This window comes from Streptobacillus notomytis, from assembly GCF_001902585.1.
Taxonomy (GTDB): Bacteria; Fusobacteriota; Fusobacteriia; order Fusobacteriales; family Leptotrichiaceae; genus Streptobacillus; species Streptobacillus notomytis.
Map to the genome: position 1 here is coordinate 18,404 of NZ_LKKV01000090.1, position 15,054 is coordinate 33,457.

At 24.3% G+C, this 15,054-nt stretch carries 16 protein-coding genes; 15 read left to right on the forward strand and 1 reads right to left on the reverse strand.

Annotated features, from left to right (window positions below; genetic code table 11):
- Positions 1-8 precede the first annotated feature (8 nt).
- Complete coding sequence (locus BUE91_RS04605) at positions 9-1,070, reverse strand: M24 family metallopeptidase (protein ID WP_073508100.1); 1,062 nt, start codon at positions 1,068-1,070, stop codon at positions 9-11.
- Between the two features lie 157 nt (positions 1,071-1,227).
- Between BUE91_RS04605 and BUE91_RS04610 the strand changes: the two genes are divergently transcribed.
- From BUE91_RS04610 to BUE91_RS04680, 15 genes are all read left to right on the forward strand, one after another.
- Positions 1,228-3,279 (forward strand): hypothetical protein, encoded by a 2,052-nt coding sequence (locus tag BUE91_RS04610; RefSeq protein WP_073508101.1) that lies wholly within the window; start codon positions 1,228-1,230, stop codon positions 3,277-3,279.
- Between the two features lie 127 nt (positions 3,280-3,406).
- Positions 3,407-3,793, forward strand: coding sequence for a hypothetical protein (locus tag BUE91_RS04615; protein WP_066900846.1), 387 nt, complete (start codon positions 3,407-3,409; stop codon positions 3,791-3,793).
- 24 nt (positions 3,794-3,817) lie between these two features.
- Positions 3,818-5,383 (forward strand): ribonuclease Y, encoded by a 1,566-nt coding sequence (gene rny, locus BUE91_RS04620; RefSeq protein ID WP_066900844.1) that lies wholly within the window; start codon positions 3,818-3,820, stop codon positions 5,381-5,383.
- A 74-nt stretch (positions 5,384-5,457) separates the two neighbouring features.
- Entirely contained in the window at positions 5,458-6,237 is a 780-nt protein-coding gene (locus BUE91_RS04625; protein ID WP_073508102.1) for a TIGR00282 family metallophosphoesterase, read from the forward strand.
- Between the two features lie 10 nt (positions 6,238-6,247).
- Positions 6,248-6,889, forward strand: coding sequence for a (d)CMP kinase (gene cmk / locus BUE91_RS04630; RefSeq protein ID WP_073508117.1), 642 nt, complete (start codon positions 6,248-6,250; stop codon positions 6,887-6,889).
- Positions 6,867-7,892 (forward strand): alanine racemase, encoded by a 1,026-nt coding sequence (gene alr, locus BUE91_RS04635; protein WP_073508103.1) that lies wholly within the window; start codon positions 6,867-6,869, stop codon positions 7,890-7,892. The genes cmk and alr overlap by 23 nt, the downstream gene beginning before the upstream one ends.
- Positions 7,889-8,446 (forward strand): CvpA family protein, encoded by a 558-nt coding sequence (locus tag BUE91_RS04640; RefSeq protein WP_073508104.1) that lies wholly within the window; start codon positions 7,889-7,891, stop codon positions 8,444-8,446. Before alr ends, BUE91_RS04640 begins: the two co-directional genes overlap by 4 nt.
- 3 nt (positions 8,447-8,449) lie before the next feature.
- Positions 8,450-9,667 (forward strand): M16 family metallopeptidase, encoded by a 1,218-nt coding sequence (locus tag BUE91_RS04645; RefSeq protein ID WP_073508105.1) that lies wholly within the window; start codon positions 8,450-8,452, stop codon positions 9,665-9,667.
- Entirely contained in the window at positions 9,660-10,778 is a 1,119-nt protein-coding gene (rodA, locus tag BUE91_RS04650) for a rod shape-determining protein RodA (RefSeq protein WP_073508106.1), read from the forward strand. The genes BUE91_RS04645 and rodA overlap by 8 nt, the downstream gene beginning before the upstream one ends.
- Positions 10,765-11,610: a pseudouridine synthase gene (locus tag BUE91_RS04655; RefSeq protein WP_073508107.1), complete on the forward strand. Its 846-nt coding sequence runs from the start codon at positions 10,765-10,767 to the stop codon at positions 11,608-11,610. The genes rodA and BUE91_RS04655 overlap by 14 nt, the downstream gene beginning before the upstream one ends.
- A gap of 85 nt (positions 11,611-11,695) precedes the next feature.
- Positions 11,696-11,893, forward strand: a complete 198-nt coding sequence (locus tag BUE91_RS04660; RefSeq protein WP_066900829.1) for a cold-shock protein — start codon at positions 11,696-11,698, stop codon at positions 11,891-11,893.
- A 69-nt stretch (positions 11,894-11,962) separates the two neighbouring features.
- Complete coding sequence (locus BUE91_RS04665; protein ID WP_073508108.1) at positions 11,963-12,895, forward strand: ABC transporter permease; 933 nt, start codon at positions 11,963-11,965, stop codon at positions 12,893-12,895.
- The gene (locus BUE91_RS04670; protein WP_073508109.1) at positions 12,888-13,667 is read left to right on the forward strand and encodes an ABC transporter permease; all 780 of its coding nucleotides are present in this window, start codon (positions 12,888-12,890) and stop codon (positions 13,665-13,667) included. Before BUE91_RS04665 ends, BUE91_RS04670 begins: the two co-directional genes overlap by 8 nt.
- Positions 13,648-14,358 carry an ABC transporter ATP-binding protein gene (locus BUE91_RS04675; RefSeq protein WP_073508110.1) on the forward strand — a complete coding sequence of 237 codons (711 nt, stop codon included), beginning with the start codon at positions 13,648-13,650 and terminating at the stop codon, positions 14,356-14,358. Before BUE91_RS04670 ends, BUE91_RS04675 begins: the two co-directional genes overlap by 20 nt.
- Positions 14,345-15,022: an ATP-binding cassette domain-containing protein gene (locus tag BUE91_RS04680; RefSeq protein ID WP_073508111.1), complete on the forward strand. Its 678-nt coding sequence runs from the start codon at positions 14,345-14,347 to the stop codon at positions 15,020-15,022. The genes BUE91_RS04675 and BUE91_RS04680 overlap by 14 nt, the downstream gene beginning before the upstream one ends.
- The last annotated feature ends 32 nt before the right edge of the window (positions 15,023-15,054 follow it).

The following is a 15,054-nucleotide window of genomic DNA, read 5'->3' on the forward strand; positions in this document are numbered from 1 at the left end:
GTTAATCCTTATTTTTTATATTTTGTTAAAACTTCACAACCATTTTCTGTAACAAATATATCATCTTCTATTCTTATTCCAACTTTATTTGGTATATATATACCTGGTTCTATTGTAAATGTCATTCCAACTTCTAATAAATCTGTTGTTTTTTGAGATACATCAGGATATTCATGGCAATCCATACCTATTCCATGTCCTAGTCTATGATTGAAATATTCTCCATATCCCTCATTAGTTATAATATCTCTTGCAATTTTATCAATAGAAGAAAAACTAACACCTGGTTTTACAGCTTTAATAGCTTCTGTATTTGCTTTAAGAACTAAATCATATATAGATTTATCAAATCTACTTACCTTACCAAATTCCATACATCTAGTAATATCACTAGCATAACCTTTATAATAGCAACCTAAATCTAATAGGACATACTCATTATCTTTTAATTTTCTATCCCCACTTTCACCATGAGGGTTTGCAGCATTATCACCAAATAAAACTATAGTATCAAAACTCATTTTAGAAACACCATATTTTTTTATTTCATTTTCTATTATTGATTTTAATTCTAGTTCTGTTATACCTTTTCTAATATTATTTTTAGCAATTTCCATACATTTATCAGCTAAATTTGCAGCTTTTCTCATAAATTCTAATTCTAGATCAGATTTTTTCTTTCTAAGATTACGGACTAAATGAGAGACATCTTTTATTTCTTTAACTTTAAATGTTTCTAATATTGCCTCATATCTTAATACAGTAAGATGTTCTTTTTCTATACCAAGACTAGATATATTATTAGTAAATTCATGTAACTTAGTATACGGACTTTCTGTATCTAAATATCCTATTATATTAATATTTTCTGTTGATTTTTTTGCAACTTCTTCTTCTAATTTTGGACATAAAATAAATTCATCACCATTTTTATTTATTGTGTACATTAAAGCTCTCTCATGTGGATCACAAGAAAAGCCAGTAAGATATTCTATATTTTTTGGTGTAGTAAATATTATACCATCAAGGCCAGTTTCTACTATATATTGAAGTATTTTATCCTTTTTCATATTTTCACCTCTTTTTTATTATTATACTCATTAAATTTGAATATTGCAATAAATATTATAGTGTATACTGATAAATAACTTATAAGTCTATTAGTTTTATTGACATTTAAACTTAATTGGTGTATCATTTATGTATAACAAGGAGAGGTGAAGGAAAATGAAAAAAAATTTAAGAAATTTATTTATTGGGATAACGGTGAGCCTATTTATTACTTCATGTTCGGCATTAACTGCAAAACAATTATATGAAAAAGGAGATTATATAGGAGCATTAGAAACAACAGTTGTTGAATTAAAAAATGCTAAATCACCAATACCATTAGAAATAGAAAATGAAATAATTTCAAGAATTAGAGAAACAGAAAATAGATATATGTCTATAATTAATAATTCTAATGATTATAGAACTAAAGCAAATATCTACTTTGAATTATGGAAAATGGGATATATTATTGAAAAAAATCCTATATTGGAAAAATACACAGACTTCAAATTAAGACATGATAATTATAGAAACTTAACTACAGCAATAGAATTAATTAAATCTTACTCTAATGAAGATTTAAATAAGAGAGTAGGTTCTTTAGGAGACTTTATTACTAAATTAAGAAAAGCAGATGTTAAAAATAGTCAATATTCTTCAATTTTTGAATCATTTGCAAGATACACTGCTGATATATATATTAATAGAGCTGAAGTTTTAGAAAGATCAGCAAACTTTAGAGAAGCTAAAGATATGTATTATAAAGGTTATGAATCATATAAGGATTTTAGTAATAATTATAGAAATTCACAAAATAAATATACAAGTTTAACTAAATCTATTGATTTAGCAGATGCAGAACAACATTATCAAGCAGCTATTAATCTATATAGATATGGAAGATATTCAGAAGCTAAATCTAAGCTTGAAAAATCAAGAGATATTTATTATAGATATTCTATGACTAGAAATGTTGAACAAATAGATAATTATATAAAAGAGATTAAACGTAGTATAGAATTAAATGAGGCTAATAAGAATTTTGAAGAAGGTAAGAGATATTACAACAGTGGTAATTATGATAGAGCTAAACCAAAATTTTTAGAAGCTAAAAAAGTGTATGAATATTATAGAAACTATACTTTATCAAAAGAAATAGATGTGTATTTAGAAAATATTAAATATAAATTAGAAATACAACTTGCTGATAAGTATTTTGAAGAAGGACAAAGAGATTATAATCTACAAAGGTATGATTCTGCAAAAACTGCCTTTGAAAAAGCTAAAACTATATATATTGCACTTGGAGAAAGAACCAAAGTAAGTCAAATAGATGTATATTTAGAAAATATTAGAACAAGAACTGGAAATAATATTGCAAATAATTTTGATATGTATTATAGACAAGCTCTTTCATATGTTGAAAAAGGAAGTAAATCATATGCAGGAGATGCAAATTATTATTACAAACTAGCCATAGATAATTTTAAAAAGGCTTTAAATTATACAAATGATTTCTATAAACGTAGTGAAATAGAGAAGTATATTCAAGATTTAGAATGGAAAATAAAAAATAGCGATAAAGTAAATGAGTATAAATTTACAGAGGAATATAACAGGGCTATAGAAATTATATATTTTGCTGAAAAACAACAAACTTTTGAAGATGTAAATTATTACTACAAACAAGCCATAGATATTTTGAAAAAAGCAATTAACTTAACTAATGATTTAGGTAAAAGAAACCAGGCTACTAGCTTAATAAGAAATCTTGAAAATAAAATTAGTGAAAATGAAAAAAACATGAGATTTACTTTAAAATATGATGAACTATATAGTAAAGCTAAAAGTTCTATTACTTTAGGTGAAAGTAAAAGTAATGCTTATGATAAAAGTTATTACTATAAACAAGCAATAAATTATTTAAAAGAGGCTTTAAAATATACAAAAAACACTATTAAAATAAATGAAGTTAATAAACTTATTTTTGACCTAGAAAATAGGTTAAAAAGAGGAGATTTTAGTGACGATTTCATTAAATTCTTTAGTGAAGGACAAGACTATATAAAAATGGGAGATAGTAGATTAGATGTTAAAATGTCAGATAACTACTATTCAAAAGCTATAAATTCATTTGAAAAAGCTAAAAAATATACTGTAAATAGTAAAAAAATAAATGAAATAAATATGATTATAACTGAATTAAAAAATAGAATGTACAAATAAATTAAAAACTGACCTTAAAAATTGTATCTAAAGTATCAATTTTAATAGGTCAGTTTTGTGTAATATCAATTTAAAAATATTTGAAAAAAAATCTAAAATATGGTAGACTGAATATTATGGGAGGAATATGCAAAAATATATATTTCTAACGTTTTTTTTACTATTAATAAGCTGTTCAAATATAAATGTCAGTACAATAAGCAATTTTGAAAAAAATGCAATTTCTAAAGAAGTAATTAAAGTACAAGATGAGATTATTGATTTAGCAAGAATAGATAATAAAGACGAGATAAAAAAAAGGATAACTACAACACTAAGAAACCGAATAATATTATCAAGTTTATCAAAATATGATTTTTCAAAAATTTTAATAGTTTTTTCAAAAGAGATAGAAATAATAAATACAAATACAGCAAAATCTATATTATTATTAAATTATGAAACTGAAACAAGTTATTTTGATGTAATTTGGAGAAAATATAATGGACAATGGATGATTGATAGTGTTGAATGATAATAAAAAAAGAAGGGAGTAAAAATGATTGCTTATACATTAATCATCTTAATTGCAGTATTGATAGTTTTAATTGGATTTAATATTACAAAAAGTAAATTTACTAAAAAATATGGCGAATATAGTGATTTAGAATTAAAAATATTTGATCTAAAAAGGAAGTTTGAAACTACAAAAAAAGATGTAGAAAGAGAAATAGAATCATTTAAAAAAGAAGAGACTTTAAAAGTTAAAGAAGAACTATTGTCACAAAGAAAATTAGTCGATGAAGAAATTAAAGTAATGAAATCTGAATTTTTAATAAAAGAAGAAAGAATTGCTAAAAAAGAAGAAAATTTAGAATTAAGAACAAATAAATTAGAAGAAAAAGAAGCTAAACTTGAAGAAAGAAAAGAAAAAATTGTTGAAATTGAAAATGAATTAAATGCAATGATAGAAAAGGAAGAAAAAGAATTAGAAAGAATATCAGGTTTAACTTCTGAACAAGCAAAGGAAATAATATTAATTAAACTAGAGGATGAATTAGAATATGATAAAGCTCGTTTAATTAAAGATTATGAACATAATTTGGAAAGAGAAAAAGATAGATTAGCTAAATCAGCTATTGCAATAGCTATTAATAAGGCTGCTTCAGATTATGTTGCAGATGCCACTATTTCAGTTGTACAATTACCTAGCGAAGAAATGAAAGGTAGAATAATTGGAAAAGAGGGGAGAAATATAAGGGCGTTAGAGGCTGCTACAGGAGTAGATTTAATTATAGATGACACTCCAGAAGCTGTAGTACTTTCATCATTTGATGGTGTAAGAAGGGAAGTTGCAAGATTAACGCTTGAAAAATTAATACAAGATGGTAGAATACATCCTACTAAGATAGAAGAATTAGTAGAGAAATCACAATCTGAAGTAGAAAATTCTATGATTAGTGCAGCAGAAGAAGCTATTTTAGAAGTAGGGATACCTGCATTACCTAAGGAAGTTTTAAAAACATTAGGTAAACTTAAATTTAGAACATCTTTTGGACAAAATGTTTTACAACATTCAATTGAAGTTGCACATTTATGTTCTAGTCTTGCTACACAACTAGGAGTTAATGTTGATTATGCTAAAAGAGCTGGATTATTACATGATATAGGTAAAGCATTTTCACATGAACAAGAAGGTTCTCATGCAATTAATGGGGCAGAATTTTTAAGAAAATTCTCAAGAGAAAGCGATATAGTTATTAACGCTGTAGAAGCACATCATAATGAAGTTGAACCAACTTCTGTTGAAGCAATAATAGTTCAGGCAGCAGATGCTATAAGTGCTGCAAGACCAGGTGCAAGACGTGAAACATTATCAAATTACTTAAAACGTTTAGAACAATTAGAAGAAATAGCAAATTCACATCAAGGTATAGAAAGTTCATATGCTATACAAGCTGGAAGGGAATTAAGATTAATTGTTAAACCTGAAGAAATTAGTGATGATCAAGCAGTAATATTATCAAGAAATGTTGCAAAAGATATTGAAGAAAAAATGCAATATCCAGGACAAATTAAAGTTACTGTAGTTAGAGAAACAAGAGCAACTGAATACGCAAAATAATTTTTGAGTTAATTAATTTGAATATTAAGCAGTCATATTTAATTGGCTGCTTAAATTTTTAGAATGGGGAAAATATGAAATTTGCAATTATAGGAGATGTAGTTGGAATATCAGGAGAAAATGTATTATTTAAATTTTTAGCTAGAAGAGGTGGAAATTATGATTTTATCATAGTTAATGCTGAAAATATAGATAAGGGGTTTGGAATACTTCCAAATAATGCTAAAAGCATGTTTAATTATGGAGTAAATGTAGTTACTTTAGGAAATCATAGTTTTGATAAAAAAGAAATATATGATTATTTAGATAGTGAAAGTAGAATAATTAGACCACATAACTTTTCTAAGAAAAGTCCTGGAAAAGGTTATACTATAATTAAAAAAAATGATGTTAGAATAGCAGTAGTAAGTTTACAAGGAAAAGTGTATATGAATACAATAAACTGTCCCTTTTTGGCAATAGATGAATTGTATGAAGAAATAAAGGATAAGGCAGATATAATTATAGTCGATTTTCATGCAGAGGTAACTTCAGAGAAAAATGCTATGGGTTGGAATTTAGCAGGTAAGGTTTCACTTGTATACGGAACACATACTCATATACAAACGGCAGATGAAAGAATATTATTAAATAAAACAGGATATATTACTGATATAGGTATGACTGGTGGTCATGATGGTGTAATTGGAATGAATAGAAAAGAAATTATAAAGAAATTTAAAGATGGAATGCCTGTTAGATATACTGTTTGTGAAGAAAATAAAAGAATTAATGGAATTGAGGTTGAAATAAATCCTAAAACAGGGAAAACATTAAGTATTAAGAGAATAAATTTATCTTATGAAGAAATATAGAGGTGAAATTATGATTATAGCTATAGATGGTCCATCTAGTAGTGGGAAAAGTACAGTTGCGAAAACAATAGCTAAAAAACTTGATATAGCTCATTTAGATACAGGTGCTATGTATAGATTATTAGGTTATAAGATGATAAAAGATAATTTAAGTATAGAAAACATTAGTAGCGTATTAAAGGAATTAAATATAGATATTAAGGGTAATGCTTTTTATTTAGATAATATAGATGTTAGTAAGGAAATTAGAGAAAATAAGGTTTCTATGATGGCATCAAAGGTATCTAAAATTAAAGAAGTAAGAGAGTTTATGGTTAATTTACAAAGAGAAATATCAAAAAATAAATCAGTAATATTAGATGGTAGGGATATAGGAACAGTGGTATTTCCAAATGCTGATATTAAAATATATTTAAATGCTTCAGCTGAGGTAAGGGCAAATAGAAGATATCTAGAAGATCAAAAATTAGAATATGAAAAAATACTTGAAGATATAATTAAAAGAGATTATGAAGATATGAATAGAGAACATTCTCCTTTAAAAAAATCAGAAGATGCTATTGAGATTAATACAGATAATTTAACTTTTGATGAAGTTTTAAATAAAATATTAAAGCTGGTGAATAAACATGAGTACTTATGCAATAATTGATTTAGATGCTTTTAATAAAAATTTAGATGAAATATTAAAAAAAATTTCTGCCAATAAAGTAATGGCTATAGTTAAAGCAAATGCCTATGGTCATGGAGCTATAAAGATTGTTGAAAAATCTATAGAAAAAGGAATAAATTTTTTTGGTGTTGCTAGAATTGAAGAAGCCGAAGAAATATTAGCTGTATTTCCAAAAGTTAATATTTTGATATTATCTCCTATTATTAGAGAAGATATTAAAAGAGCAGTTTCAAAAGGAATACATTTAACAATTTCTAGTTTTGAAGATATAGAATACATATTGAAAAATAAGATAAATGGAAACTTTCATTATGCTTTAGATACAGGAATGGGTAGAATAGGTTTTATGGAAGATGAAATATATAGAGCATATGATAAACTTAAACCTATTGGAATATACTCTCATTTATCATCTGCTGATAATGATGAAAATTATACAAACATACAAATAGAAAAATTTAATAAGGTTACTAATGACTTAGAAGTTAAATATAGACATATATTAAATAGCTTTGGTAGTATAAATAATTATGATGACTACGATTTATATAGAATAGGTATAATAATGTATGGTGCAGAAATGACAGATGTTTTTGAACCTGTTATGACATTTAAGGCTAGAGTAAATCATATTAAAACCTTAAAAGAAGATGCATATATTGGATACTCTAAAACATATCTAGCACGTCGTGGAGATAAAATTGCAACTATATCATGTGGATATGCAGATGGTATGTTTAGATCTATGTCTAATAAATCAAATGTATATTTTAATGGAAAATATTACCCTATTATAGGGAATATATGTATGGATCAGTTTATGATAAAAGTAGATGATAATATTAAAGTAAATGATTATGTTGAAATATTTGGTAATAATATTTTGGTTGAAGATTTAGCAAAAGAATTAAATACTATTAGTTATGAATTATTATGTGCAGTTTCATATAGAGTTAAGAGAATATGGATGGAGGAAAAATGATATTAGATATTTTGATAATTATACTAACCCTATTTTTTGTAATTATGGGATATAAGAATGGTTTTGTAAAATCAGCTTTTAATTTAATTAAATTAGTAATAGTTATATATTTTACACCTATATTTTTACCTACAGTAGAATTAATAGCTAATATTAAAGCTGATAACGTAATAGTTAGATATTCTGCATATGTTGTTATATTTTTGGTATTATACTTATTAGTATCTTTACTTATAAATATACTTACAAAATTAATAGGTATGACACCTCTTGGGATTATAAATAAGCTTCTTGGAGTAGTATTTGGGTTAGTAAAAGCAAGTATTATTATAATATTATCTATTATTATAATGCTATTTGCATCAAATAAATCAAATAATGTTAAAGAAGTATTAGAAAGTTCTATTTTAATTGAATATATTTCTATTAATTCTGGAGCGTATAATTCATTATTTCCAGAATTTATAAAAAATAAATTAGATGATTTTAGGAAAGAAAATATTGAAAAGAATTTTAAGAAAAGACTTTTAAAAGAAATAAAAGAGGGGAAATAATTTATGGTAAAAACATTAGATGTATTGGGAATAAAAGTATTGATAAATAAAATAGAAGATGATACTTCATTTACAATTTCTGTTTGTTTTAATACTGGTTCTGTGAATGAAAAGGAAAATGAAAAAGGTCTTTCTCATATGTTAGAACATATGTTATTTACAGGTACAAATAAAAGAAATAATTTTGAAATTTCAGAAGAAATGGATTTTTATGGAGCAAAATATAATGCATATACTTCAAAAGAAGTTACAAATTATTATTTCACTTCTTTATCAAGTAAACAAAAAGAAACATCAGAAATATTTTTTGATATGATTACAGACCCTATATTTCCAGAAGATCAGATAAAAAAGGAAAAAGAAATAATATTTGAAGAAATAAGAATGTCTAAAGATGATGTTTGGTCCGTAGTATTTGAACAAATGCAAGAAAATCTATTTAAAGGTAATTTAAAATATAATATTATAGGTACTGAAGAAAGTTTAAATAGTTTTACAAGAGATATGCTTATAGATTATTATAAAAGAAATTACACGAGAGATAACTTAATTATATCAGTTTCCGGTAATGTTGATGAAGATTTATTAATTGAACAAATAATTACATATTTTTCAAGATTAGATGAAAATAAAGTGGAGTATGTTTTTGAAAAAAATGAATTAAAGAAAATAGATTATAGGGAAAAAAAGGAAATAAATCAAGTAAATATATATATGCTTGCTAAAAACAATATAAAAGAAAGAACTTTAAAAGATTATTTTATAGATACATGTTTAGAATTAATTATAGGAGATGGATTTAGCTCAAGATTATTTCAAGAAATTAGAGAAAAAAGAAGTTTAGCTTATTCAGTTTATACTATGAATTTTGATTATAAGGATTTAAAAACTTTTGTTATATATATAGGTACATCTATTAATAAATATAAAGAATCTATTGAGGTTACATTACAAATATTAGAGGATATAAAAAAAGAAGGAATTACTGAAAGAGAATTAGAAAAAGTTAAAAATTCTATTCTTTCAACTAGAGCTACAGCTAAAGAAAATAATAAAATTGTTGGAAGATTATTAAATATGTATAAATCTTTTGGAAAAGTATTTAGTGATGAAGAAATTACAGATACATTATTACATGTAACAGTAGAAGATATAAATAATAAAGCTAAAACTTTATTAAATGATTTTAGTACTTGTTTAATAGGAGATATAGATGTTTAGTAAAAGAAATTATATTAAATTAAGAAATCGTATACAGAGATTAGATAAAGCTTTATTACTTATAGTATATTTACTTGCTTTTATAAGCACATCATTTGTATACAGTGCTACGAGGTCTATGTATTATGTAAAAAGTAATTTATTATGGATATTTGTAGGGACTTCAATACTTGTAATTTCTTTATTTATAGATTATAGATTTAGTAAAAAAATAATGAGATTTATATATATATTTTCTATTTTACTTTTACTATATACAAGATTTTTTGGTGTAATAAAACTTGGGGCAAGAAGATGGATTAATATAGGTATTACACAAATTCAACCATCAGAATTTGTGAAGATATTTTTAATAATGATATATTCATTATGGTTTGTAAAGAAATTTCCAAATGGTATTAATTCATTTAAAGCTATTGTTTTAGCATTTATTCCAGGTTTACCCATATTAGGTTTATTATTATTACAACCAGATTTAGGTTCTACATTGATACTTTGTTTTTCTTTTTTATGTATGTTGTATCTATCTAATGCTAATGTTAAACCTATAATAATAATATTTGCAATAGTTGGTATTATGAGTATACCAACATATATGTTTGTTTTAAAAGATTATCAAAAAACAAGGATTGAAGTTTTTCTTAATCCAGAAAAAGATCTGAAAAATAAGGGGTGGCATGTTGCTCAATCTAAGATATCTATAGGCTCTGGTGGTTTATCTGGTAAAGGGTATTTAGATGGAAGCCAGAGTAGACTAAAGTTTTTACCTGAACCACAAACAGATTTTATTTTTTCTGTCATAGGAGAAGAAGTAGGATTTTTAGGCTCGGCATTAGTGTTATCTTTATACTTTTTTTTAATATATGCCATAATAAATATTTCCAAAAAAATTATTGATGATTATGGAAGAATAATACTCTATGGTATATCAGGAATATTTTTAGCACATGTTATAATAAATATTGGAATGACTTTAGGTATAGTTCCTGTTACAGGAAAACCATTACTTTTAATGAGCTATGGAGGGTCATCATTTATATCTTCATTTTTAATGATAGCTTTAATACAAAATATTAAGATATACAATGGAGATGATGATGAGGATAAATAGATACATAGTAGATGAAGAACATGTAAATGTTAGACTAGATAAATTTATGAGAAAGTATTCTAAAGAGCAAAGTCTTTCAATAATATTTTCACTTATAAGAAAAGGTCTAGTAAAGGTAAATGGCCAAAAAAGTAAAGAAAATTATAGACTTTTATTAAATGATGAGATTCTTTTTCCAGATTCTGCTAAAATAGTTATAGAAAGAAAAATAAAAAAGAATATAATAGATATAGATTTATTTAAAAAAATGATAGTATTTGAAGATGATAATGTATTTATAATAAACAAACCTAATAATATAGCTATGTATAAAGGGGATAAACATAAGTTTGGATTATCTGAAATGGCAAAGGCATATTATAATAATCATAATGTAAATTTTGCAAATAGATTAGATTTGGAAACAGAAGGATTAGTGATAGGTTGTAAAAATCTACAAATACTTAGAAAAGTAAATGAGGAAATAAAAAATAAAAATATAATAAAGAGATATATTGCTAAAGTGGAACAAAAAAGTTTAAAATTAAACGAAAAATTTTTTTCAGATAAAAAAATAAAAATACTCGAAGATAAAGTAATAGTGTCAGAAGATGGTTTAGAATCTATAACATACTTTAAAGTGATAGAATTAAAAAATTCTAAGGCACTTCTTGATATAGACTTAATTACAGGTAGAAAGCACCAAATTAGAGTCCATTTAAGTGATATGGGTTACCCTATAATAGGGGATAGTAAATATGGAAAGTATCAAAAAAAAGATAGAATGTATCTTAAATGTTACTATATTAAATTCCTAAATTATGAGATAAAGTTAGACATGAAATTTAATTAGAATAATAATTATATTGACTTTTCTTGAAAACATGGTATAATTTGTTAGAAATTGGCATATGCCATTATGGATAGGAGGAAGTATTTTGTTAGGTAAAGTTAAATGGTTTAACGAAAAAAAAGGATTCGGGTTTATTTCAGGTGAAGATGGAAAAGATTACTTTTTACATTTTTCAAAAATAAATAAAGGTGGTTTCAAAACAGTTAACGAAGGTGAAGACGTAGAGTTTGATATTGAAGATGGAGAAAAAGGACCACAAGCAACAAACGTAGTTTCTAAATAATGACATAAATAGGATTAGTTTGGCTATCTCTTTATAAGAGATAGTTTTTTTTATTAGAAATGAGGGTATATGTTTAAAAAAATTTTTTCTAAAATATTAAGAGGATTAATAGTAATATTTTCTGTAATGACTTTAACTTTTTTCATGATACATTCTCTTCCTAATAACCTAATAGATGAAGAGTTGGATGAAAGTGTTAAAAATCAAATAATAAAAATATATGATCTTGATAAACCTATTAGTGAACAATATATAAAGTACATGAAAAAGGTTACTACTGGGGATTTTGGTAAATCCATTAAATATCCTAATTTAAAAGTATTAGATATTATTAAGAAAAACTTTCCTACATCACTTGATTTAGGATTAAGAGTTTTATTTTTCTCTAGTTTTTTCGCTTTAATGTTTTCTATTATTTCTGTGAATTTTGATTTCATTGATAAACTATTTGTAAGAATTTCAAGTATATTAATAGCAATTCCTGGATTTGTTATAGTTGGATTATTGCAATATTATGCAGTTTATATACATAAAGGATTATTGGGTTTACTTAAATTAAGTATTATGGGATATTATGGAAGGGGAGAAAAAATATTTCCTGTATTAACCTTAGTCTTATTTTATTTACCAATAATATTTAAATTATTAAGAAAGAAAATAAAAGAAGAGTTAAATAAAAATTATGTAGAATTTGCAATAAGTAAAGGTCTTAGCATAAACTATATTGTAATTAAGCATATACTTAAAAATATTGCTCCTTCTTTATTATCAAGTTTAATTCCATATGTAATATCTTTAATTACAGGTTCATTTATAGTTGAAACTCTATTTGGTGTCCCTGGTCTTGGTAGATATTTTACTACATCAATAATAGATAGAGATTATCCTATGATAATGGGATTAACTATATTTTATACTATAATACTTGTTAGTTTATTTAACATAATGGATATATTAATATTAATTTTTGATAAAAGATTGAAGGTGAAAGATGATGAATAAAAAGATTAATTCTATATTTTTTATACTTTCATTAATGATGTTTGTTGTTATTGAAAAACTTTTCAATAAATTTAATTATAGTGATCAGGATTTAAATTCTATAGAATTAGGAATTTTTAAAAATAATCATATTTTAGGAACTGATTATTTAGGAAGAGATTTACTTTCAAGATTATCTGAAAGTGTGTATATTTCTTTATTATTAACTATAATAGTATGTATAGTGTGCCTGATTTCAGGGTTAATTATAGGAAGTATAATGGGATATTATGATAAATTTATTGATAAATTTTTTATGATGATAATAGAACTTTTACTTTCAATACCAAGTATTATAATAATAATATTTATACTATTAATATTTGGAAATAGTTTAATTTTACTAATATTTGCAATAAGTTTTACTAGAAGTCTAAGACTTAGTATACTTGTTAGAAATGAGGTAAAAAAAGTTAAATTACATAACTATGTAGAAGTAGCTAAAAATATGGGTGCTACTCCCTTTTATTTAATAAAAAGGCATATAATGCCTAATATATTACCTATAATCTTTGTAAGATTAACATTAATGATTCCAGGTATAATATTTACAGAAAGTTATTTATCTTTTATGGGAATTGGAATAAGAAATCCAAGACCATCATTAGGTAATTTGATATCTTCTGGATTTTCAAGATTATTAATAAGTCCTAAACAGTTTCTTTTTGCAAGTTTAATTTTGGTTACAATCACATTATTTTTTGGAGGTATATATGAAAATAATAGAAATTAAAAATTTAAGTATATCAACTCCTGAAAAAAATATAGTTAATAATATTAGTTTTGATATAAATAGTAATGAAATACTAGCCTTAATTGGTAGTTCAGGTAGTGGAAAAAGTCAGATGTCTAGAGCTATTAAGGGTATATCTAAGTTAAAAGTAGATGGGATTATTAGATATAATAATATTGAGGATATAGAAATAGGATATATTTTTCAAGATTTTGCAGAATGCTTAAATCCTGTATTAAAAATTAAGAATCAAATAATAGAAGCAGTTATTTATCATAAGAGATTAAATAAAAAAGATTCTATAATTAAAGCTAAAAAAATACTAAATGATTTAAATTTAGATGAAAGTGTATTAGAAAAATATCCATTTGAGTTAAGTGGAGGGCAGAAGCAAAGAATAGTTATAGCGATATGTTTAATGATGGATCCTAAGCTTTTAATATGCGATGAAATAACTACGGGACTTGATAATATTAATGAATATGAAATATTAAATTTAGTAACAAATTTAAATATACCCGTTCTTTTAATTACGCATAATATTAACGCAGTAAGAAAATTTAGTGATAGAATAATATTTATAAATAACGGAGAAGTTATTGAAGTAGAAAAAGTTGAAGATTTAAAAAAATATTCAGATATAGAATATATTAATGCTATGAATAGGGTGTTAGAAGATGAATTTAATTAAACTTACTAATGTATATAAAAATTATGAAAGCATTAAAGCTTTAAAAAATATTGATTTAGAGATAAATAAGGGAACTCTTTTAGCAGTAGTTGGAGAAAGTGGAAGTGGTAAAAGTACTTTAGGTAAGATAATATCTAAAATTACTAAAATAAGTAGTGGAAAATTAGAAGTAAATGGTAAAGTGTCTATGATATATCAAGAATATACATCGTCACTTAATCCTAGATTTTCTATTTTAGATGTACTTGAAGAGGTATATATAATAAAGAAAAAAAAAATTGATATTGATAAAATAAAGGAAATTCTTGAGTTTGTATCTTTAAATCATATTGATTTAAAAAGTAATATAAATATATTATCGGGAGGAGAAAAACAAAGATTAGTTATTGCAAGAGCAATTTTATTTAATCCTGATATATATATATTTGATGAAGCAGTATCATCACTTGATATTCATTTACAATTACAGATTATTGATATAGTTAAAAAGTTAAATGAAAGACATGATAAAACCATAGTATTTATAACTCATAATGTAGAGTTGTTAAAATATATTACAGAAGATATTTTGGTATTAAAAAATGGAGAAATAGTTGAAAGAGGAAATATATTAAAACAAAGTAATATGGCTTATACAAAAAAATTATTAAATATATGGAAATAGTATAAAAAATAGCTTTTTTCTATGTTTTATGA